This window comes from Peptidiphaga sp. (assembly GCF_057238965.1).
In genome coordinates, this window is the sequence record NZ_DBHHEV010000012.1 from 1 (window position 1) to 21,874 (window position 21,874).

Annotated in this window: 17 protein-coding genes and 1 riboswitch; of the genes, 2 read left to right on the forward strand and 15 right to left on the reverse strand. The window is 65.5% G+C overall.

Translation table 11 applies throughout. From position 1 onward, the window contains the following. From ACO48X_RS02815 to ACO48X_RS02830, 4 genes are all read right to left on the reverse strand, one after another. Positions 1-464, reverse strand: a 464-nt coding sequence (locus ACO48X_RS02815; RefSeq protein WP_485000336.1) for a DEAD/DEAH box helicase, incomplete at its 3' end; no start/stop codon positions are given. After that, entirely contained in the window at positions 461-1,411 is a 951-nt protein-coding gene (locus ACO48X_RS02820; RefSeq protein WP_485000338.1) for a diacylglycerol/lipid kinase family protein, read from the reverse strand. The genes ACO48X_RS02820 and ACO48X_RS02815, both read right to left, overlap by 4 nt. Continuing rightward, a complete protein-coding gene (locus ACO48X_RS02825) occupies positions 1,408-2,406 on the reverse strand; it encodes a helix-turn-helix transcriptional regulator (RefSeq protein ID WP_485000340.1) in 999 nt (332 codons plus the stop codon). Before ACO48X_RS02825 ends, ACO48X_RS02820 begins: the two co-directional genes overlap by 4 nt. Positions 2,407-2,515: 109 nt before the next feature. Beyond that, positions 2,516-3,643, reverse strand: a complete 1,128-nt coding sequence (locus tag ACO48X_RS02830; protein ID WP_485000342.1) for a helix-turn-helix transcriptional regulator — start codon at positions 3,641-3,643, stop codon at positions 2,516-2,518. Positions 3,644-3,680: 37 nt separating this feature from the next. On the opposite strand from ACO48X_RS02830, the gene ACO48X_RS02835 reads away from it, so the two are divergent. Continuing rightward, positions 3,681-4,895 (forward strand): DUF3866 family protein, encoded by a 1,215-nt coding sequence (locus ACO48X_RS02835; protein ID WP_485000344.1) that lies wholly within the window; start codon positions 3,681-3,683, stop codon positions 4,893-4,895. Between the two features lie 82 nt (positions 4,896-4,977). Here the strand turns inward: ACO48X_RS02835 and ACO48X_RS02840 are convergent, their stop codons facing one another. The 4 genes from ACO48X_RS02840 to ACO48X_RS02855 form a co-directional block, all read right to left on the reverse strand. Then, on the reverse strand, positions 4,978-6,015 hold the full coding sequence (locus ACO48X_RS02840) for a zinc-dependent alcohol dehydrogenase (protein WP_485000346.1): 1,038 nt from the start codon (positions 6,013-6,015) through the stop codon (positions 4,978-4,980). Between the two features lie 267 nt (positions 6,016-6,282). Then, positions 6,283-7,263 (reverse strand): ABC transporter substrate-binding protein, encoded by a 981-nt coding sequence (locus ACO48X_RS02845; RefSeq protein WP_485000348.1) that lies wholly within the window; start codon positions 7,261-7,263, stop codon positions 6,283-6,285. Positions 7,264-7,380: 117 nt separating this feature from the next. Further along, a complete protein-coding gene (locus ACO48X_RS02850) occupies positions 7,381-8,148 on the reverse strand; it encodes an ABC transporter permease (RefSeq protein WP_485000350.1) in 768 nt (255 codons plus the stop codon). Positions 8,149-8,218: 70 nt separating this feature from the next. After that, a riboswitch (FMN riboswitch) is annotated at positions 8,219-8,337 on the reverse strand. A gap of 141 nt (positions 8,338-8,478) precedes the next feature. Next, positions 8,479-9,087: a TetR/AcrR family transcriptional regulator gene (locus ACO48X_RS02855; RefSeq protein WP_485000396.1), complete on the reverse strand. Its 609-nt coding sequence runs from the start codon at positions 9,085-9,087 to the stop codon at positions 8,479-8,481. Positions 9,088-9,416: 329 nt separating this feature from the next. Between ACO48X_RS02855 and ACO48X_RS02860 the strand changes: the two genes are divergently transcribed. Then, positions 9,417-10,802 carry an MFS transporter gene (locus ACO48X_RS02860; RefSeq protein WP_485000352.1) on the forward strand — a complete coding sequence of 462 codons (1,386 nt, stop codon included), beginning with the start codon at positions 9,417-9,419 and terminating at the stop codon, positions 10,800-10,802. Positions 10,803-12,386: 1,584 nt separating this feature from the next. Here the strand turns inward: ACO48X_RS02860 and ACO48X_RS02865 are convergent. From ACO48X_RS02865 to metK, 7 genes are all read right to left on the reverse strand, one after another. Next, positions 12,387-13,205, reverse strand: a complete 819-nt coding sequence (locus ACO48X_RS02865; RefSeq protein ID WP_485000354.1) for a hypothetical protein — start codon at positions 13,203-13,205, stop codon at positions 12,387-12,389. Between the two features lie 117 nt (positions 13,206-13,322). Next, positions 13,323-14,777, reverse strand: a complete 1,455-nt coding sequence (locus ACO48X_RS02870) for a glycoside hydrolase domain-containing protein (RefSeq protein ID WP_485000356.1) — start codon at positions 14,775-14,777, stop codon at positions 13,323-13,325. Between the two features lie 179 nt (positions 14,778-14,956). Next, a complete protein-coding gene (rpe, locus tag ACO48X_RS02875) occupies positions 14,957-15,619 on the reverse strand; it encodes a ribulose-phosphate 3-epimerase (protein WP_485000358.1) in 663 nt (220 codons plus the stop codon). Between the two features lie 186 nt (positions 15,620-15,805). Next, positions 15,806-17,110, reverse strand: coding sequence for a transcription antitermination factor NusB (locus tag ACO48X_RS02880; protein WP_485000360.1), 1,305 nt, complete (start codon positions 17,108-17,110; stop codon positions 15,806-15,808). Between the two features lie 3 nt (positions 17,111-17,113). Beyond that, positions 17,114-18,046 (reverse strand): methionyl-tRNA formyltransferase, encoded by a 933-nt coding sequence (gene fmt, locus ACO48X_RS02885; RefSeq protein ID WP_485000362.1) that lies wholly within the window; start codon positions 18,044-18,046, stop codon positions 17,114-17,116. Positions 18,047-18,201: 155 nt separating this feature from the next. Continuing rightward, positions 18,202-20,529, reverse strand: a complete 2,328-nt coding sequence (locus ACO48X_RS02890; protein ID WP_485000364.1) for a primosomal protein N' family DNA-binding protein — start codon at positions 20,527-20,529, stop codon at positions 18,202-18,204. 150 nt (positions 20,530-20,679) lie between these two features. Continuing rightward, the gene (gene metK / locus ACO48X_RS02895; protein WP_485000366.1) at positions 20,680-21,867 is read right to left on the reverse strand and encodes a methionine adenosyltransferase; all 1,188 of its coding nucleotides are present in this window, start codon (positions 21,865-21,867) and stop codon (positions 20,680-20,682) included. Positions 21,868-21,874 lie beyond the last annotated feature (7 nt).

Genomic DNA, 21,874 nt, shown 5'->3' on the forward strand with positions numbered 1-21,874 from the left:
AGGCTGACCTCCGCCCACACCGGCCCGCGCTCCCCGTCCGCGTGATAGTGGACTTCGTCGAGGACGACGTATCCGACGTCGTCGATGTCGGGCGAACCCGCGAAAAGCATGTTGCGCAGCACCTCCGTGGTGACCACGAGGACCTCGGCGTCGCGGTTGACGGAGACGTCGCCGGTGAGCAGGCCGACGTACTCCTCGCCGTGAAGTTCGACGAGCTCGGAGTACTTCTGATTCGACAGCGCCTTGATCGGCGCCGTGTAGACGCAGCGTTTCTCCTTGGCCAGGGCCAGTTCGACGGCGAAGTGGGCCCCGACCGTCTTCCCCGAGCCGGTGGGCGCGCACACGAGGACGTCGCGATTGCGCGCGACGGCTTTGCACGCGTCGATTTGGAAGCCGTCGAGGGCGATGCCGCGGGCCGCGTATTCTTCGACGAAATGGTCGACGTGGTCCAATGCGCCGTTCATATGAGCACCTCCACCGCGCCTGGAAGGCACGTGATGTCGATTGGGAGCGTTCCCAGCCTATCGCCGTCGGCCATGGGATCGGGTGGCCGCGCGCCCGTGCACGGCTCGCAGGCGATGCGCACGCGGCGCGCCCGAACGCAATGGACGAGAGGGTGGCTCGGGTGGCGTCCCAGCGCCAGCCGAGGGAGGAGGTCGATGATCTGCAGGCGGCTCAGCCCGGCGGCGAAGACGACGTCGGCCAGTCCGTCCGCGGCCGTGGCCGACGGCGCGATCGGCAGGCCCGCGCCGAAAAAGCGGGTGTTGGCCACCGAAACGAGGGTCGCCGGAGCCGAGCATGCGCGCCCGTCGATCTCCAGGCGCAGGCCGTACGGCGCGAAGTTTGCGACGGCTGAAACTATCCCCCTGGCATAGCGCGCTCCCCCGCGCGGGAAGGAGAAGGAGTTCGTCCGCCGATTGACGTCGGCGTCCAGTCCTGCGGAGACGACCGACATCACCCGCCTGCTCCCTGCTTCGGAGGCGACCTCGAGGACGTCTGCGGCGAACGTGCGCTTCGATTCGAGCGCGTCTAGGGCGAGCGCGAGGGCGGCGTCGACGTCGCGTCTGGGCAGCCCAAAATGCCGCGCCGCGTCGTTGCCGGTCCCCACGGCGAGGATTCCCAGCGGAATCTTGGAGTCGGCCAGCGCGTCGACGGCTATGCCCACGGTTCCGTCGCCGCCCACGGCGAAGAGCGCGTCGAGCCCCTCGGAGGCGACGGCGGCTGAGCTCATGCGCGCGGCTTCCTCCGCGGATCCCGCGGTCAGATCGACGACGTCGAAGCCCAGGGCGCGCAGGCAGCGCGCTGCGTGTATGCCGTCGCGTTCTGCGAGCCCGCGTCTGCTCGTCGGGTTGACGAGCAGGCCGATCCTCGCGCTCCGCGGGCCGTTTTTCGCACGGCGGGCGCCGCTCATGCGGCCCCCGCCAGGCCTCGGAAGCGCTTCGCGAGCCGCACGGCCGTCTCCCGTGGCTCGACGGCGCGGACGGCCGTGCCCAGCTGGACCAGAAGCGAGGCGAGGAATTCGTCGGACGTCGACGCAAAGGACACGTCGTAGTCTCCGCCGTGGCCGCCCGACCGCCTCATGCTCGCACCTGGCAGAGCTTCGCCGATCCACCTCCCGGAAGGGCACACCGTGACGGTTACCCGCTGGCCCTCGGGGCTCCAAGACTTCGCCTCGTCGTCGACCGCCGCGCGGGCGGCCGCCGCCTCCGCCCTGCCGGCCTTGCGGCCCTCGCGGACGTCCCCGATCCTGTCGAGGCGGTACGAACGAGGCCCGGCCGATGTGACGGCGAGAAGCAGCGGGTTGTAAGCGGCCTGAATCTCGACCGGAAAGGCTTCGACCCGCGTGACGGACTCGGCGAGGTCGGGGCCGGGCCGGTGGTAGGTGAACTCGATGAAGCTTCTGGAGGCGAGGGCCCGTTCGACTGCGGCGAATGCTTCATCGCCGATGACGGGGGCGGGCCCGTCCCACATGGCCGAGCCGAAGCCGGCGCCCTCGGCCGCTCCGACCAGGGTGGCGCGCACATGCGCGAGGGCGTCCCGCACGTCGCCCGAAGGCGTGATCTCCGCGACGGAGTCGATGACGGCCACGAGCGCGATGACCTCGTCGAGAGTCAAGGCGAGGTCGGGAACGTCGAGCTCCCCCGAATCGGAAAAGGAGACGTAGGAATCGGGCGTCGTCGGCTCTTCTCCGGCGTCTTCCTCGCCCGGATTCGGAGGAAGATCGAGGTTGAAGGGCAGGCCGTACCCTTCGATCTCCACCAGCGACGCGTCCCACAGCAGGCGCAGCACGCGTTTCCCCTCGATCCCGAAACGCTCGGACAGCTCCCGAAGGCTCGCCGACCCTCCGGCCGGGGACGAGAGAAAGACGAGCAGAGCGTTCGTTTGAACTATTGCCTTTCCGCTCACGCCGCGGCCCCCGTTGCCATGCCTTGGCCGCCGTTCTCGTGCGCCTTCCATGCTTTGGCCGCCTGTTTCGTGCCTCGTCCCGCGCCACAGCCTGTTCTCATGCCCGCCCTCATGCTTCGGCCTCCAGTCTCAGACCTTCGCGCCCGGGCTCACGGCTCGGCTGCCCCAACCCGGCAAGGTGTTCCAGCCGCGCCCGCCATTCGGCGAGCAGCGAGGCGTCCCCCAAAAGGCGCACGTCTTTCCCGTATGCGAGAAGCGCCTCGAAGATGCGCTGGCGGTTGACCGGACCTATTTCGACGACGTCCCACCCGGCGGGAGCCGCAATTTCGCCCCCTTTTCGCGCAGTAGCGGGAATCGCGCCCGGCGGGCCGTCCGTGTCGCTTGCAGCGGGGACCTTCCCGGTGTTTGAGAGGCTCGTTTCCCCCGCCGGCGCAGAATTAGCCTTCTTTGCCAGCGGGCAAATCGGGCGTCCCTGAGCGAGGAGGGGCGCCGCGGCCCCGGGGCGCACCGCCAACACGGCCCGCACGGGAGCGAAAGCATCCTCCTCGTCCGCGGACGGCGGCTGGCCGGCCGGCCCGTCGACGGAAAGCGAACCGGGCACGATCCGGCTGACCCGGAAGGTCCTTTTCGACCAGGCCGGCGAGCTTTCGGGGCGGGCCTTGCCCGCGACGCAGCGGGCTTGTCCGGTGACGTAGAAGGCGTCGAAATGCTGGGCGAGGCTCCGGGGCTCGAGCAGGTACCGCGCGGGCTCCGCCCCTCGCCCTTCGTACGCGAAGGTGATCCGACGTCGGTATTGGAGAGCCCGCGCGATCTGCACGACGTCGTCCCCGGAGGGAATCGAGGCTCGCAGGTATTTCGGCGCCGAGCCGTCCGCCTCGCCCGTGGCCAAGATCTTCGCCATCCCCGAGTGGGCCGCCCCCACGAGCCCGCCGCCCTTGCCCAGGCCGACGAGCAGGGACCGCACTAGGCCGACGTCAAGGGCGGACATCGGCGCGATGATCGGGGCCGTGCGGTCGTATCTGTAGACGTCGCCTTCGTCGACGGCAATCGGGTACCCGGCTGCCCTCAGCGCGGCGACGTCGCGTTCGAAGACGCGCTGGAAGGTCTCGCGCGAAGCGTAGGCCGCGTATGAGGGAATCCGCCGGCGGGCCTGCGCCCGGGTGAGCCCCCGGTGCGAGAGGGCGGCAAGCAGCGAAAGCTGGCGCTCACCCGCGTGGTACTCCGATTGCTGACTCACATGCCTAGGGTAATCGAAGGGTAGGCTTGGGTGCGTGATGATGTGGCGAAACGGTGAGATAGTCTCACTCGGAAAGACATGGGACGGATGCGTCGAATGCCAGGTGCTCCTCGACGACGGCGAAGAGGCCCGGGCCCTCGCCTACACGCAGCTGGTGGGCCGTCCGGAGACGGGCCAGCGAGCCGTTCTCACCGCCTCCGCGGCGGTCAGGGGCCTGGGAACGGGGGGCTATCTCATGGTGGCGGCACTGCCGGACAACTTGCCGCCGGATCCGCCGCCCGGGCCCGGTCACATTGTCAAGGCCCGCTACACCCCGCTCCAATACATGACCCTGGGGGCCGACGAGCAGGAGTCCGAGTGGCACGAGGCCCTTCGAGAGGCCGATTCGATCGAGGGCATGCCGGTTCTCGTCGCCGATCTTCACTCGGCCGTCCCCGCGGCGGTCGCCGCGGTCCGCGCGCGCCGACCGGGGGCGCGCATCGCCTACGTCATGGACGACGGCGCGGCACTGCCGGCCTGGTTCTCGCGCGCCGCGGCGGCGATGAGGGAATCCGGCGACATCGTGGGAACCATTTCGTGCGGCCAGGCGTTCGGAGGCCAGCTGGAGGCCGTCAACGTCCACACGGCGCTGCTTGCGGCGAGGATCGTGTGGAAGGCCGACCTCGCCGTCGTCGCCCAGGGCCCTGGAAACCTCGGAACCGGGACGAAATGGGGATTCTCGGGAACGAAGGTCGGCGAGGCGCTCAACGCGGCCGCGGCCTTGGGCGGCGTGCCGATCGCCCTGCTGCGCATGTCGAACGCCGATTCCCGCGGGCGCCATTTCGGCCTCTCCCACCACACGCACACGGCGCTCAGCCGCGTGGCTCTGGTCGAGACCCTCTGCCCGTGCCCCGTCCTTGACGGGCCGGAAGCGTCCGATTCGGACTTGCCGGCCGATTTCAGCGCGTCGGACAAACCTGGTTCGCCGGCCGATTTCGACCTGTCGCACGATTCGGACTTGCCGGCCGAGCCGAAGGCGAGGAAGCTGTCTTCCCTCGTCGGGGCGGACGTCCGCCGGCTCTTGGCCTCCCAGCTCGACTCCCTCTTCGAATGCGAAAGGCTCAAGCGGGTCGACGTGCCGCCGGACGGCCTGGACGAGGTTCTCGCCTCCTCTCCCGTGCCTTTGCGGACGGTGGGGCGCGGCCTCGCCGAGGACCCCCTCGCGTTTCTCGCCGCCGGCGTCGCCGGCTACGCGGCGGCAGACGCACTATGACGAATCGCTTCACGCCTTGGGTCGCGCCGCTCCACGCGCCGCGACCCGTGGCTTCACGCGCCTGCGCCGCCCGCGTCCTCCGTTACGGCGTGAGAATGTACTTCGATCCGACTCCGCGGGCCATGTCCTCCAGGCTTTCGACGAGCGCCTCCAGCGGGCGGACCTCGGTGCACAGGGTCATCCCGTCGAACTTGCCGGACGAGAGCAGCTCCACCGCGATCTGAACGAAGCGCGGCTGATGGTGGTAAACGCCCTTGAGCGTGTACTCCTTGTAATGCATGTCCGAGGAGTTGACTTGGAACGGGGCGTTCTTCGGAGTTCCGCCGAAAAGCACGGCCGTTCCGCCGGGGCGCAGGCACAGAACGGTCTGTTCCCACACGTTCGGCAGGCCGACGGCCTCGATGGCGACGTCGGCGCCGCGGCCGCCGGGCGTCAGCGGCCGGATCGCCGCCGCGCATTCCTCGGGCGCCTCCAAACCGGTCAGGTCGACGACGGCGGAGGCCCCCGCGGCCTCGGCCTGGGCGAGGCGGCCTTGTGAGCGGTCGGCCACGATGACCGTCGCTCCCCGCAGCTGCGCCAGCCTCAGATACATCTGGCCGATTGGGCCGGCGCCGTTGACCACGACGGTGTCCCCGAGCGCGATTCCCGATTCGTGCATCCCGTGCACCACGGTGGACAGGGGCTCAAGCGGGGCGGCCGCCTCAAAGGCCAGGGTGTCGGGGATCGCATACATGTTGCGCTCGACGATCGCCCGCGGGACGACGATCTGCTCGGCGAAGGCGCCGTTGAGATACTGAAGGTTCTCGCACAGCGACTCGCGCCCGATGGTGCAAGCCCAGCAGTGGCCGCACGGGGCGGTGTTGGCGGCGACGACCCTCTGGCCGACCTCGAAGTCGGCCACGCCTTCGCCCACCTCGGAGACGATCCCGGAGAACTCGTGTCCGAAGCGGGCGGGCAGCGTGGGAAAAAGGGTCGGATGCCCCCGCCGGTAGGATTTCAGGTCGGTTCCGCACGTGGCGGCGGCCTTGATGTCCACGGCGATCTCGCCCGGGCCGGGGTGCTCGACGGCAATGTCCTCCAGGCGCAGATCGCCGGGGCCGTAAAACATGTAAGCCTTCACACGGTGTCCTTTCCGACGTCGCGCGTCTGCGTGACCGGACGGCGACGCCTTCTGTATGCGGACGCGCCGTCGCGCCCGCCGTCCGGCCGTGCGCCGAACACGTCGATCTTATCGAAAGACGCCGGATTCTAGCGAAACAGCTGGGTCGTATCGACGACCGGCGGGCGGCGCGAAGCTCCTGCGCTTCGAGCCGGCTCAATCGGCGTTCGGGCCGCTTCGGCGCTCTCGCTGCGCAGCCCCGGCGATCGGCGACCTCGGCGCCGTCCGTCAGTCGAGCGAGATGTAGGCCTGAGAGACCTCGACCGGATTGCGCAGGAGGCCCGCTTCCTTCATGAAGTCGGCCATCTTCTGCCATTTGGCGGAATCCTGCGCGCCGAATTTGCCGGTTCCGTACAGCTTCATCGAGGCGGAAAGGACTTTGGACGCGGTGGCGCGCTGCTTCTTGTCGGCGAGTGCGGGAACGCGTTTGCGCACGATGTCGAGCGTCTCCTCGGGGTGGGCGCGCATGTACGCGACCGCCTTGGTCAGGGCGGCGAGAATCTTGCGTTCCTTCTTCGACCCCTTCTCCTTGAAGGAGTCGAGCGAGCCGAGGCCGGCGCCGACGAGCGGGATTCCGCCCTCGACGGGGTCGATCGTGCGAACAGGGACGCCCTGCGCTTCGATGGCGACGGCGTCGGAGTTGACGAAGCCGATGACGGCGTCGACCTTCCCCGAGGTCAAGGCGGCCGTCTGCGTGTACCCGATGAACTGAATCTTCACGTCCGACTCGGTCAGGCCGTTTGCCTTGAGCATGGCCTGCAGGCTGAAGTAGTTCTCCCCCGCCTTGCCCGGCAGCCCGATGGCCTTGCCTTTGAGGTCTGCGGCGGAGCGGATGGACGAATCGCGCGGGACGATGACCTTGACCGGGTAGGTCTGATACATCGTGGCCCAGTCGTAGACTTTGATGCCGTTGGAGCGATTTTGCATCATTTCGTCTCCGCCCGCGACGACGACGTCCTCGGTCCCCTGCTCGAGCGCGCCGAAAAGCGACTCTTGGGCGCCGTGATGGCGCAGCGAGACGTTCACTCCCTCGTCCTTGAAGTAGCCTTTGTCTTCGGCCACGTAGAAGGGCGCGAATTGGACGTCCGGCACGTAGGTCAGGCCGATCGTGATTTTGCCGCCCTCGGAGGCCTTGTCGTTTCCGCCGCATCCCGCGAGGCACAAAAGTGCGGCGGCGAGAAAAGCGAGGATTCTTTTCGTGGATATCATCGGTTGTCCTTCCATCCGGTCTTTTAGATTCGGACCAATCGGCCTTCCGCCGTCAGGCCCGCTTTCGGTCTTTGCCGTCCGGCCCGCTCGGCCTTCCGCCGCAAGGCCCGCTCGGTTTCATCGTTCGGCGCCTTCCCCGTCGAGGCGCGCTCCGGCGCGGCGTTCAAGCAAGCCGAAAAGGGTGTAGACGCACATTGCGCACGCAGCCAGGAGCGCGATCGCGGCGAACATCCCCGTCACGTCCGCCGAATGCTGCGCCGACGTAAGGGTGAGCCCCAGGCCGTCTCCCCCGGTCACCATTTCGCCGACGACGGCGCCCGTGAAGCTCAGCGTGAATCCCGTGCGCAATCCCGCCAGGATCGAAGGGGCAGCCATGGGGAGCTCGACGCTGCGGGCCAGCCTCAGGCCGTGGGCTCCGTCAAGCCTGGCCGCGCCGAGCACGTCGGCGTCGACCCTGGAAATGCCTGCCGCGGTCGTGACGATCATCGGGAAGACCACCATGATCGCGCAGAGGACGGTGATCGAAACCGTGCCGTACCCGATCCAGATCGTCAGCAACGGCGCGACGGCTACGGAGGGAATGGCCTGCGAGGCGCCGATGTACGGCTGGACGGTGCGGGCGAAGGCGCGCCACCTGGCCAGGGCGTACCCGAGGGGGACGCCGACGGCTGCGGCCAGAGATGCGCCGAGCAGCGCCTCTTTGAGGGTGGCCCACGCGGCGGAGGCGAGGTATCCGTCGCGAAGCCCTTCGCAGGCGCGCTTGGCGACCTCGACGGGGGCGGGAAGGAAATTGGCGTCGACGGCGCCGAAGCGCACGGCTGCGTCCCATGCCAGCAGGAGCAGCAGGCCGAGCACCGCCGGCGCCACCGCTTTCTTCTTCCTCATCCCTTGCCTTCCGGTCCATTCCGGGGCAGGGATGAGCGCGGCCTGCGAAGCCTGGACGACGTCGCAGACAGCCGTGCGCCTCCCATCCGGACTTTGACCGTCGGTCAGGGAATTCCACCCTGTCAACCGCTTGCGCGGGTCGCGGACTGTCACCGCCGGTTCAGACTTTCACTGACCCCGGAGCACGTTTGTGTTCGTAGCGATTATGCCACATCCGCTGGCAAACGCAAGTTCGAGGCCGTCGGGAGCAAAGGCGGCCGTCTGGCGCGCTTCGCCGCGCTGAAGGGCTCCAAACGCAAATCGGACGCAGGCCGGGCATCCGCAGCTGCCTCAGCCGCGCGGACGCCCGGGGCCGTCGGGCGCCGCCAGGCGTCTGGCGGCCTCCACCACCGACGCCCTCCTGCGCCGATGCTCGTTTTCGTCGATCGGTCTGGAGACCATCTCGGCTACCTGCGGGACGGCCGACCACCACCCCGCGAGGGAGAGAATGAGGAAGGCCAGGTGGTCGGCGTCGATCGCCTCCGTCACATGCCCGCTCCCCTGGCCTTCGGCGACGGCCGACGTCTTCTCGCGATACCGAGCCAGGCGGTCGTCGTCGCTCGGGACGTCCGCGCCCAAGACGAGGCCTTCCCACAGAAGCAGCCGATTGAGCTGAGGATGCTCGCGATGGTAGTCGTAAACGCGCCCGGCGTAGTCCCCGACGTCGTCGACGGCGAACGGCCCTATGGGGACGGCGCGTGCGACTTTCGCCATTTCCTCTCGCAGCACGTAGGCGAAAAGCTCGCGTTTGGCCCCGAAATAGTTGTAAACGCGCTCCTTGTTGACCCCGGCGGCCTTGGCGATCCGCTCGATCGTCGTCCCGTCGGGCCCGTGGGCCGCGAATTCATCGACGGCCGCCAGAAGTATCTTTCTTTTCGTTCCCTCGGTGTCCCAGGCCATGTCGGTCCATTCCTTTCCAGGCGGGTCGCCCCGCTCGAGGCGCCACGTTCGCGGCTTCACGCCGTCGAAAGCTCGGCGTCGCGGCGTCCCATGTTCCGCGTTCGGCGTGCGGCCGAGCCAATCCACGTGTTCGGCGCTGCACGTTCGACGCTCGGACGCAGCCGCCCGAGTTTTCGGCATGCGACCGGGCCAATCTGTGTGCCTGGCCTCGCGCCTCCGATTCGAGCGTTTGGCGTGGCGTCACACACCATCTCCAACGTGAACGTTGCTTTCCGGAGTCAAGAGTACTACGGTAATCTCCAACGTTCTCGTTGGAAAAGAGGTTTCCCGTGTCGCCTTCATTCGACCGCCCGTCTCCCCCAAACCCGTTTCCCCCAAACAGTTCCAATCGCCTTCCAGCCGCCGAGCCCTGCGGGCAATCCAACGCGAAGGACGATCGGCGCTTTTCAGCACCCGCGTCTGATGAATACCCATTCGCCACCGACGTCGCCGATCGGCGCATCGTTTCCACGGCGGGCGAGCCGCGTCAAGCAAGTCAGGCAAGCGGAGCCGTCGCGGAGTTCCCGGCGGGCGCAGGAACCGTCGGCCTGCTCGTGTTCACCGCCCTCGTCGCCGTCTCTCAGCTTTACGCGGCGATCCCGTTGGCCGGCCCCGCCGGTGCGTCGCTCGGAGGCGACGCCGTATTCGCCCTGTCAACCTGCTTCAGCGCGACGTACGCGTTGGGATTCGTCCTGTGGGGCCCTCTCGCCGACCATTTCGGGCGACGTCGAACGATGCTCGCCGGGATGATTCTGCTCACGCTGGCAACGGCCGGGTGCGCGGCGGCCCAGTCCGTTCCCGCGCTCGCGGTTTTGCGCGGGCTGCAAGGAATCACGACGTCGAGTTTCGCCCCCGTCGCCCTCGCCTACATTGCCGAAGCGGTCGAGCCTCGACGCCGCGCCTTGTCCATAGGGGCGATTTCCACGGCTTTCTTGGTGGCGGGAATCGTGGGGCAGGTTGTCCCGCAGGCCCTCGCAAACTGGGCAGGTTGGGCCTCGGCGTTCCTTATCAGCGCCGCGGTGCTGGCGCTGTGCGGGGCAGCGATCTTCTTTCTCGTGCGAGAGCCTGCGCGCGCGCCCGGCCTGGGTCTGGGCCGCCAGTTCCGGCAGATCGGCAGATTGATCTGCCTGCCCGCGATGCTGGCCTTGTGCGCCGCACACGTCACGCTTCTCATGTGCTTCATCGCGATGTACACGGCGCTCGGGGCGCACGCGGCCTCGCTCGGGCTTTCCGACTCAGCACTCATGTGGATTCGCCTGTGCGGGCTTCCGTGCATGTTCGCCGCGCTGGCCGCCGGCCCGCTTGCCCGCAGGCGCGGCGTCTCCGGACTGGCTCGCGCCGGGTTCCTCTTGGCTGCGGGTGGGCTCGTTCTGGAGGCGGCGGCTTCTTCCAACGTCGTCGCCCTCACGGCGGCGAGCCTCGTGTTCGTCACGGGAATCGCTCTGGCCGTTCCCGCCATGATCACGCTTTTCGGCGAGGTGAGCGCGCCCCACAGGGCCAGCGGAATGGCGATCAACGGGCTTGTTCTTTTCATCGGGGCCAGCCTCGGCCCGCTTCTTGCGCGCGCCTTCGCCTTTCGCCCGCTGATGTTCTGCTGCGCAGCGATCCTCGCCGTCGCCGCAGTGTGCCTCGTTGCCTTTTCGAGGATCCGGCGGAACGCGTCGGCGGCGAACTGATGCGGTTCGGCGGACGCCGGAAGCCAGCACCGCGGCGCCGTCCAACGCCTCTGCACGGAACGGTGTCGAGACGCCGACTGGTATCGTGGCGCCCATGGAACGATCCGCGTTCTCCGTTCGTCCCGCGTCGCCCGACGACGCCGAAGCGTGTCGCCTTCTGTCGCAAGAAAGGTTTCGTCCCCACTGGCGAGATCGGAGAGGCAAAGGACATGCAGACAATTCGCATGGAGCGGCGCGGCACCTTGTAGAGCCTATCGAGTGTCTGCGGGCATCTAGATGTGAATCGGGCATCCAGATGTACAGGTAATTGGTTTGGCGATTCATTTGTTTGGGGTGCGCGCTTTCCGGATAACCCGCGTGTCGCCGTAGTCGCGCGGCATTCTTCCTGTCGACACCTTCGTGGGCAGCCGTAATCACAAGCAAACAACCTGGTCGGCCTTGCTTTAGAGATTCGATCTGTCTCTTCCACCGATCTATCTCTTCTATGGACCTGCTGACTATGAGAAAATCTGGAAGGCTACACCGGGCAGAGGAACCAGAAGAGGACATCATGAGTGCTGATCTGTATAAGCGACGACGTGCGTTTGCTGGTGCAGCCTTCTCACACGCTTTCATCCTGTCTACGGCTACCCCACATGGGTATACGTCGCCGGACTCACAATTCGAGCCTTCAACAGACGAAAGTCAGCGCAGCTCAGGATAGCGAACTCGGACCAAGTAGATGGAGCTGACCTAAAGAAATCGTCTACTTAGATCAGTCCCGCTGCGAGCTAAAGGAAGCTGATGGAGGGAGGGGATCGTTCTCGAAACCACCACAGAAACTGCTTTGAGGACGTCAGCATCGAAAGTGCCGGAAGCTATCCTTTCTGACTTGGCCATAGACGGTATCGCGTTTTCCCGATCTCGCTCTTCTCGCGAGAAGAGCGAGATCGGGGTGAACCTTTCGTGCCAGTTTGCTTCTGCCCGGGGATCAAACTGCAAACGCAGGAACGTTGTTGCGAACTACTTTCGCAAGTGGAGCTCTTTCCCGATAGTGCCCTTCACACAGGAATTGGATGATAATATAAGTCAATACCGATATTAAATAATATATATGTAGCTAGAAGTAAATAGAAAAATGAACGAGATTATCGTTATAAATATTTGTTTCAAGATTCGTTTGGAACGTTGCTTCCGTGACAAAACGCCTGACTGCGGAGAAAATAGACTCAAAGCTACGCACATGATCCAGCAAAGAAATCCAAGAGAGAGAGTAATGACAATACGTTTCTCTATAAGCGTTGGCAAAAGTTGCGGATCTGCAGTAGATTCAACATGCATTTGACATGGAAAACTCCGAAAAAATAAATATACGCCGTCTTCGGTGATAAATGCGGCAGGCGCCGGTGAAAGAAGGAGTAGGCCAAGCCACCACAGAGTGCGTCTGATCGCCGATATCTTGCGGTAGCGTATTGAGTTTGCTGACGACTCCTCTTCAGTCTTGAAATCATCGAGATCGTGAGAAGCGGTCATCATTCGCTCTCCTTTCAGCCACATTGGCCCAGTGTTGCCCTTCTTATTGGGGACCGATCCTAGGATATTATGTCATCGACGAGGATTTGATAGGAAAGCGGCATATGCGCGCGCAAGCGCTTCAGCCTCAGAAGCAGAAGGGAGACGATCCGCGCCACAAGCATTTAGAAGTTTGTCTTCGCTGAAGGGAATGTTCTCAAATCCCCATGCGTCAATGCCGTCAGCCACTTTCTTAAAGACCGCGACAACGTTATCAGTATCAGCATTGAAACGTTCGCGATAAAAATAGGCAATACGATGGATCTCGCTTCGAGCAAATACGTTGCTCATTGCGTCAGTCAGAGAGGTATCAGACGAGTGCCTCTTCATATGCCGCGCAATGAGCCACGCATCAGCGTCGGCTAGCACGTCGCCGTAGCCAAACCCTTTACCGCCGCTGACAGTTCCTAGGTTAGCATGCAGCCACGAAGTCAAGTTTGTGCTCTTTGTTTCTTTTCTGTAAAAACCCCACATTTGTAGCAGGTCCAAAGGCCAGCCTCCTAAATCTCCCAAGCCGTAGTCTCCGTGTCTTTCCTCAATACCCCATGTCAAACACCCAAGCGTCGTAGCGGCCATGTGAGCAATATCGCGGCGAGGCAGCGTTCCTTTAATGACCGGTTGCTTACTGCAAACGTTGTCACACAATGCGCGTGCAGCCGCAAGTTCAGAAGGCGTAGGGAGTTCGGGGGTGTATAGCCGCCATAGGCCAGTATAAGAACCTCCCCAGTATTCAGGTTTTCTTAGCCACTCAAGGATGAACTCGCCTGTAAAGCCTCGATAAGGCTTCACCGGATTGAAAAGACCCCCCATTCCCGACAAACACTCTTGTTCTGTTGTCTTCGCCCATTTCAATAGCGGATCTTGATCGGGTGAAGTCGGATCCTTATCGGGATATGGCGAAGGAGAAGTTGATGAAAGGATGACATCACATGCGGGGACTCGTCCCGAGTGTGCGACTTTGTCGAGATCCTATCTTCCGCCGTAGCCACTAATCTCTGTAAACTGGTCATAGTTCCAGTTGGTCGGAATCGGATAACCTAGGTTGCCCGAGAATCCATAAGACATATCGGAGACAAAGCTAGAGATAGCATGTCCATTTTTTGTGATTCTTGTACAAGTATTGCGCGATGCATAGATACCTACGCTGTAACCTCCTCCTAGATTCGCCTTGATTGCCTTAAAATAGGGATCTACGACCTGATCGATTTGATACTCATAAACGTCCATATCGACAGCAAAATAAATGATTGTAGGTGGTACGCCGAGCCTCTGGGCAGCAGACTGGGCTTCACGAGCGTGGCGCGCGCCGTTCTCAGGAGTGAAATCGGATAGCTGACGCGAGTTCTCCTGGAAAATCGGGAAGAACTTCATGCCTCCCTTGACAATCCGCTCGAGCTCGCCTGGGCGGATTGCTTTGAAGTAATCTTCAGGCTTCTTCTGGTCCTGGCCCGGTTCAGTCAGATAACGCCCCACGATCTTGTACCCGTCGGACTTGAGTTTTGCGAGAAACTCATCGGTGATTTCAAATCGAGTGTCACAGGCCACGCACGGGCGGTCCGGGTCGCCTTTCGACGTAAGCAGACTCATCCATGTGGTTCGATCAACCTTTCCGCTCACCGGAAGGGCGTACTCGCGCTGGAACTTCTCAAGATGCTCAGTTGCCTCGGACCATTCGCTGCTCACAGAAGCGGGATACCCATTGCACGTGAGCATTACCGAAGCGAACCACACCCAAGTGGGGTGCAATCTGGCATTCGAGGCAGTTATGACTTTCAGGCGGGAACGAGTTCCTGCGCCGAAGTTTCCGGTCGCTTCGGCCGGAGTGAATCCCTCAATGGCCTGCAGCACCTGTATGAGGGCCTTGTTCATTTCCCGCCCGTACACTCCATCAGTGGGAACAATCCCCACATAATCGCCGTAGTCACGGTTCAGCTTCTGTTGGACCTTGCGAACAGCCACACGTCCGCCACGGCGAAAGAGTAATACGAACTGGTCCATCGTCAGCAACGCCTTCATGATTCCAACCGTGACGGTGGAGTCCCCGCCAATGCCAATGTCGGTTTTCAAATCTTTGATCGCACTGCCGGTGCCGCCATAGAAATGCGTGGTGATATTTGATCCGGTGGAATAGCCTTTGCACCACAGAGCACACTGGATGATCGCATACACGTTAGATGTGGATGTATCTCCGGGATCCTGCTCCTTGATTCCCTGCGGCCACCGCGCAGTGAAACGCGTCTGCGTGCCCGCACCGAAATTGTTCGCCGTCTCGGTGATGCCCAGCTCAATCTGCAACGCCCGGATCAGGCCATGGATGGTCTCCCACCCGGTTTGCCCGTCCTCCGACACGCTGCCGAAGCCCGGTCGATTCTTATAAGTCGTGTTCAGCCACTTCTGCGCTTGCCGAACCATCTCGTCTGGCATGGTTTCCCCTATGTCTCACGTCGCGGAAGCGATCGATTGCATGCCCGCGCCGCGGCTCAATCTTTTACGAGGCCGCCTTTCAGACGGCCTCGCCCCGACAGCCTTCTTCGAATGGCTTTCGGCAGATTGATATTACAAGAAAGTAAGGTTTTGGCTGTTACCGGGGACACAGCTCGGGCTCAGCAGCAGTGCTTGGACGCCAAGGAACGCAAAAAATCGACCTCCGCCGCGGCGTCGTCGGCCTTGTAGACGGCCGATCCCGCGACGAAGTTGTTAGCTCCCGCTTCGGCCGCCTTTTCGATCGTCGAGCGGGAGACTCCGCCGTCGACCTGGATCCACACGTCCAAGCCCGCCGCCTCGATGGCTCGGCGCGTGCGCGAAACCTTCGGCATCATCTCCTCGATGAAGGACTGGCCTCCGAAGCCGGGTTCCACCGTCATGACCAGGATCATGTCGAATTCGCCGAGGATGTCCAGGTAGGGCTCGATTCCAGTTGCGGGGCGCAACGCCAGGCCTGCGCGCCTGCCCATCGCCCGAATCTCGCGGGCGAGGCGGATCGGCGCCTGGGCCGCTTCGGCGTGGAAGGTGACGGACTCGCACCCGAGCTCGGCGTAGACGGGCGCCCAGCGGTCAGGGTCCTCGATCATGAGATGGGCGTCGACGGGGATCGGGCTGGATTTTACGGCCGCCTCGGCCAACGGCAGGCCGAGGGCGAGATTCGGGACGAAGTGATTGTCCATGATGTCCACGTGCGCGAAATCCGCATTCGAGATTTTGGCAAGCTCATCGGCGAGGTGCCCGAAATCGCAGTTGAGAATCGACGGTGAAATGACAACGCTCATGGAGCAAGTTTAGCTTGTCGTCGAATCGGCCGCCGCCTCGCGCCCTTTGCGGGCGCCTCGCACTTTTCGGCGTCTCCGTGAACGCCCCGCACCCTTCGGGACATGCGCGGATTCCTCGGGACGTTCGCGGACGCTTTGCGCCTTTCGGGACGTTCGCGAACTCGTGGCGACTTCACAGACGCGCAGCTAGTCGCCGACGGGGCCCCCGGCATTGCCTGCCTCCGCGGATTTTTCTTCCGCCGTTTCCTTTGCGGCAGCCGAGGGCTCGGCGTCAGGCTCCTTCGCGATGAGCGCGACGAACATTCCGTCCGTGCAGTCCGTGTCCGCCCACAGCTGCACCATGCCGTCGCGCGCCGAAACGTCGCGGATCGCGACGCGATTTGCAACCTCTCCGGCGTCAAGGAGCCTCGCGTGCCCGTGGGACGCGAGGAAATCGCGGACGACGTCGCGCGTCTCGGCGAGCACCGGCGAGCACGTCGAATACACGAGCGCGCCGCCCGGGCCGGCGCACATGTCGAGCCACAGCTCGTCTTTGCCCTCAATGGGCGCGGCGGCGAACAGCGCGGCGATAAGCTGGCTCCCCTCGTCTTGGACTCCCGCGAGCCCGTCGCGCACGGGGTACAGCCGGTGCGGATCGCCGCGGCCGAGCAACACCGCGCTCGGCATGAGGCAGCCGGGGAACGCCTCCATCTTCGCCGCCTCGACGCGCTCGGCCAGGGCCTCGGGGCTGATTGCACGGGCGGCCAGTGCGACCTTCGCGGGGGCGTTGTGTGCGGCGAGAACCGATTCGACGTCGTCCCTGCTGCGCCCGGAGGCTTCGAGCGACTCCTCAAGCGCCTCGACGATCCACCTGGGATGCGAGTGCCAAAGGGAGAGGAACTCCGTGTGCGAAGCGGTGGACGATCGGACGATCTCTGGCCATTGGCCGGCCTTTTCGCTGATGCGGCGCAAGACGGCGTTGACGAATCCTCCCGTGCCCTGGCCGAAGAAATTGCGGGCGATGACCACCGTTTCGTGGATGGCCGCGTGCGGCGGAGTCTCCATTGCGAGCAGCTGCTCGCATCCCATCCTCAGCAGGTCGAGGACCGGCGGGTCGATGTCGTAGATCCTGCGCCCTTTTGCGCAGCGGCTGATGATCGCGTCCCACCTGCCGCGCATGCGGAGGGTGCCGTAGCACAGATTCGTGGCGTAGGCGGCGTCGAGCTTGTTCAGGCCGGCGCGGGCGATTTCGACGGGAAGGACGAGGTTGGCGTACGCGTCGTCCTCGTCGACCGCTCTGAGGACCTCGAAGGCGACGAGCCTGGCAGCGTTGGCTTCCTGCCGCCCGGGATGCCAGCCTTCGGGCCTGCGGTCGCGGCGGCCGCCGCGTCTGTCGCCGACGCTGTGTCTCTCACGTGTGTTGCGGTCGCCGCGCGCGTCGTCTCCGTCGTCGGCGCGGCCGGGGCCTTCGATTCTGCGGCTGTCCCTGTCCGCATGAGGTTGCTCGTTCACTCGTCACTCGCCTTCCGCGTCGAATCGCGTCTCCGGGGCCAGACGCGCCCCTCGAAGCCACGCGCTCGCATCCATCGGTTTCTTTCCCGCCGGGGCCACGCCGCTCAGCTCGACGGCGCCCGCCCCGGTTCCCGCCAGCGGCGGCTTGCCGGGTCTGATTTGCCCCGGCTGCAGATCGACGACGTCGGGGCGCGCCGCCAGCGGCCCGAGCTTGATCCGCGTTCCCCCGAGCGTCGTCCACGGCCCGGGGGCCGGCGTGTGCGCGCGGCTGCGCCGATCGATCGTGACGGCGTCGAGGTTCCAGTCCACGCGGGCGTCCGCCGTCGAAATGCTCGGCGCATAGGAGGGCTCTCCGCTTTGCGGGACGGGCTCGGCGCCCCGGCCGAGCCGCTCGAAGGTTTCGACCAGAAGACCGGCCCCCGAATGCGAGAGGCGCTCGAGGAGTTCGCCCGCCGTTTCGCGCTCCCCCACTTTCTCGACGACGGAGCCGAAAACCGGGCCCGTGTCCAGGCCCGCTTCGAGTCTGAAGGTCGAGGCGCCGGTCGTTTCCTGGCCGGCCGCGATCGCGTACTGGACGGGCGCGGCGCCTCGCCACTGCGGAAGGAGCGAAAAATGCAGATTGATCCAGCCGAAGCGCGGAATCTCCAAAAGCGCAGGGGGAATGAGAAGGCCGTAGGCGACCACCGCCGCCGCCTCGGGCGCGAGCTCCTCGATCGCGCGCCGGACGTCTTCGTCCTTTTTGAGGCTCGTCGGCGTGTAAACGGGGATTCCTCTGGCGTCTGCCTCCTCGTGCACGGCCGACCGGACGAGTTTGCGGCGCCGCCCAGCCGGGGCGGGGGCGCGAGTGAGGACGGCGAGGACGTCGTGTCCGGCGTCGAGGAGGCGTTGCAGCGACGGCACAGAGGCCTGCGGCGTTCCGGCGAAGAGAATTCTCACCCGTTCAGTGTAGGCGACGCGAAGGGCGACGGCTTCGACAACATGTCGCCGTGCCCGCTCGCGACGGAGCAGCAGGCGGCCGTATCGGCGCTGGAGAAGGCATCCGCGCGATGCGAGGCGCCCTCCGCGTTCGCGGTCTGCCCGCGAGGCGTGGATCAGACGTCTGGATCGACTTCCAGACGCAGGGACGGGCCAAGCTGCTTGGCCGTGTACTCGCGGTGTGCGGCCCTCGCGTGCGCGGCGAGGGAGGGCCCCAAAGCGTGGGCGCACCGGACGTAGACCGTGACTTCGTCTGTCCGTGCGACGCTGCTGCGCCCGGTTTCGCTCCGTCCGGACGCATTTTGGCCGACACCGTTTTGCCCCGCGCCGCCTCGGGCAGCGGCGCCGTTTCCGGCCTCGGCCCGCACGCCTTCGTTCCGAATAGAAGAGTTTCGCATGCCTTCGTTCCGCCTTGCGTCATTTCGCGGCCGGGCGGACGGAACGGGGCCCAAGAGCTCGTATCCAGAAGCCAAACGAATGATGCCGCCGGCCAACAGGGGGTCGCGCGAGTGCGCGTCCGAGGCGGCGTCGGCGTGGCGCTCGGCAGTTTCCGCCTCCGAAGCCTCCGCCGCGAAAAGCGACGAACGCAGGACTCCCAGGTAGGTGCGCACCGACCTGGATTCCCCCGTCACGGCGAGCCAGAAGGCCGAGGGCGGAAGCTTGAGCTCTCGCCTCTGCGCATACAGGCCTGCAGCGAAATCGGGCTGCCCCCACGTATTGAGCATCCTGAGGAAAACGGGGTCGATTCCTCCGGCGAACATCACGTGCCCGCCTTCGCGCGCCGGGCGGACGCGCGCAACGATGCGGCACGCTCTGCGGACGAACTCGATTTCCGAGCCCGGCCCGTCTCCCCTGAGGAACCGGGAATCGAGGACGAGGGCCGCCCGGTACCCGCCCTGCGCCGCAGGCTCGGATCCGGGCGTGGCGACGACGATTCGGGGCTTGCGGGAGACCGAATCGACGATGCCTTCGCTGGCCTGCGAACCGGACATGACGATTCCCGTTCCGGGAAAGGCCTTGCCTATTTCTTCGGCGGTGCGGTGAGAGCCGAGGCGGACCGCGCGAATGCGGCCTCCCCCGCATTCGGGGCAGCGCCACCGGGCGGCTGACAGTCCGCATCTGCGGCAGCGCGGCCCCGGCTCGCCGAAGTCAAGGCCGAGACTTCCGCCGCACGTTTCGCACCGCGCGATTTCCCTGCAGGAGGCGCACGCCGTCAGCGGGATGTATCCGGCTCTGGGAACGACGACGAGAACCGGCCCCTCGTCAAGGCCGTGCCTGACGAGCGCGAAGGCCGACTCCGGCAGCCGCGACCATGAAGCGCCGTCGCGCTCCCATTGCTCGGCCGCGCTCACTCGCGGAAGGCTTGCGCGCAGCGCGGTCGGCGCGCCGCGCACGAGAGCCGCCTCGCCCCGTTCGATCATCGCCTGGGCCGAAAGCGAAACGCACCCCGACAGGGAAAGGAAAGCCGCGCCCTCCCGGGCCGCGCGCATCGCGAGAGCCTCGCCCGCCCTCACGTAGGGGGCGTGCTGTTCGCGCAGGTTCGGGGAGGCGTCGTCAAGCACCGCGACCAGGCCCAAGTCGCCCACGGGCGCCCACACGGCCGAGCGGGTTCCCACGACGACGCGGTCGATTCCGGTGAGGATCCGAAGGAATGCGGCATACCGGCTCTCGTGCGGCTCGTCGGCGACGACGAGGGCGACGCTCTCGCCTGTGGCGGCGGCGACCCCCTCGGCGATGCGGGAGGCCTCGCGCCTCGTGGGGGCAACGACAAGGCAGCCGCGCCCCGACGCGCGGGCGGCCGACGCGGCGTCGGCGAGCATGGCAACCGCATCGCTTCCGGGGAGCTCGCAGCACACGGCACTCGGACCTTGGCCCGCGGCGACGCGCCTGAGGAACGCCGGGCCGCCGAGGTAGGCGCGCCACGGGCTGCCGACGGCGGCCTCGTAAGACTCGACGGCGAGCCGATCGGCCCGGATGTCGCCGCCGTGGGCGGCTAGGTGGGCCTTTTCCGCGCGCGCGTGGCGTTCGGGAACGGCCAGGGACAGCAGGTCTGCCGCGGACCCCGCGCACCGGGCGGCCGCGTCGACGCACAGCCCGTACACTTCGGGAGTGAGGACGGGGAGGGCGGAGACGACCCTGCGCAGCGGGCGCAGCCTCCCCGCGGCCTCAGAGGTCGAATCCCGGCCGACGATGAAGCCGCTCGCCCGATGCGCGCCGACGTCGACGACGACTCGCGCCCCGACGACCGCCGACGAGTCCATCGACGCGGGGACGAGGTAGTCGAAGACCTTGTCGAGATGCGGCTGGCGCAACAGCACGTGGACGTGTGCGACCGGGGACCGCACCTCGCCGACGACTTCCCGCTCGGCGCGCGCGACATCGAGCAGTCCCGCCTGCTCTTCGGCCGCGGGAAGCTCGCCCAGACCCGGAAGCGTCATGTCCATGCGTCCATTAAACCAAGAGCCTCCGACGCTTTTCGTAGGAGGCGAGCGGCGAGCTTCGAATGCGGGTCAAGCGGACGTCCATGCGGCGCCTGGATGCGTATGGCTTCGACAGCGGCCTGGCTGAGCGCACAAGTTCGCTCCGCTTCGGGGTCAGACGGCGCGCAGAAGCTCGTCGACGCGATCCGTCCGCTCCCAGGAGAAGCCCTCACGCCCAAAATGCCCGTAGGCCGACGTCGCCGCATATATCGGGCGTTTGAGCTCGAGCTCCTCGATGATCGCGGCGGGCCGCAAGTCGAAGACCTTGGCCACCGCCGACTCAATCCGCTCCACCGGCGCCGTCTCCGTGCCGAAGGTGTCGACGCGCACGGAGACCGGACGGGCGCGGCCGATCGCGTAGGCGACCTGAAGCTCGCAGCGCTCCGCCAGCCCGGAGGCCACGACGTTCTTCGCCGCCCATCTCGCGGCGTAGGCGGCCGACCGATCGACCTTCGAGGGGTCCTTCCCCGAAAAGGCCCCTCCCCCGTGGCGGGCCATTCCGCCGTAGGTGTCGACGATGATCTTGCGGCCGGTCAGCCCGGCGTCGCCCATCGGTCCGCCGACGACGAACTTGCCGGACGGGTTGACGAACAGGCGAAGATCGGAGACGTCCAGATCGAGGCCCTGGGTCTGGAGCACATGGTCGAGGACGTGCTCCCTCATGGCCTCGTGCAGCCAAGGCCGTTCGACGCCCTCGTCGTGTTGCGTTGAAATGACAACCGCCTCGAGGCTGACCGGCCGCAGGCCTTCGTAGCCGATCGTCGCCTGGGTTTTGCCGTCCGGGCGCAGGCCGGGCACGATTCCTTCCTTGCGGACCTTCGCCAGGCGCTCGGCCAGGCGGTGGGCGAAGGCGATGGGCGCGGGCATGAGCTCGCTCGTCTCGTTGCTGGCATACCCGAACATGAGCCCCTGGTCTCCGGCGCCCTGGCGGTCGAAGGCGTCGTCGGAGCGCATCCCCTCCCGGATTTCCAAGGACGTTGTGACGCCCTCGGAAATGTCGGCGGACTGCTGGCCGATCGAAAGCGTCACGCCGCACGAGGCGCCGTCGAAGCCGATGTCAGACGACGTGTAGCCGATGTCGCGGATCGTCTGCCTGACCAGGCGCGGGATCTCGACGTAGGAGGAGGTGGTCACCTCGCCGGCGACGTGGATGAGGCCGGTGGTCGCCATCGTTTCGATCGCCACGCGGGAAGAGGGGTCCTGCTCGAGCATTGCGTCGAGGATGGTGTCCGATATTCGATCGCAAACCTTGTCCGGGTGCCCCTCGGTGACGGATTCGGATGTGAATTGTTGACGATGCATTTTTCTC

Coding starts and splice junctions, on each gene's coding strand:
- ACO48X_RS02820 (WP_485000338.1), bottom strand. CDS start 1,411: ATGAGCGGCGCCCGCCGTGCGAAAAACGGCCCGCGGAGCGCGAGGATC.
- ACO48X_RS02835 (WP_485000344.1), top strand. CDS start 3,681: ATGATGTGGCGAAACGGTGAGATAGTCTCACTCGGAAAGACATGGGAC.
- ACO48X_RS02845 (WP_485000348.1), bottom strand. CDS start 7,263: ATGATATCCACGAAAAGAATCCTCGCTTTTCTCGCCGCCGCACTTTTG.
- ACO48X_RS02850 (WP_485000350.1), bottom strand. CDS start 8,148: ATGAGGAAGAAGAAAGCGGTGGCGCCGGCGGTGCTCGGCCTGCTGCTC.
- ACO48X_RS02855 (WP_485000396.1), bottom strand. CDS start 9,087: ATGGCCTGGGACACCGAGGGAACGAAAAGAAAGATACTTCTGGCGGCC.
- ACO48X_RS02870 (WP_485000356.1), bottom strand. CDS start 14,777: ATGCCAGACGAGATGGTTCGGCAAGCGCAGAAGTGGCTGAACACGACT.
- rpe (WP_485000358.1), bottom strand. CDS start 15,619: ATGAGCGTTGTCATTTCACCGTCGATTCTCAACTGCGATTTCGGGCAC.
- ACO48X_RS02890 (WP_485000364.1), bottom strand. CDS start 20,529: ATGGACATGACGCTTCCGGGTCTGGGCGAGCTTCCCGCGGCCGAAGAG.
- metK (WP_485000366.1), bottom strand. CDS start 21,867: ATGCATCGTCAACAATTCACATCCGAATCCGTCACCGAGGGGCACCCG.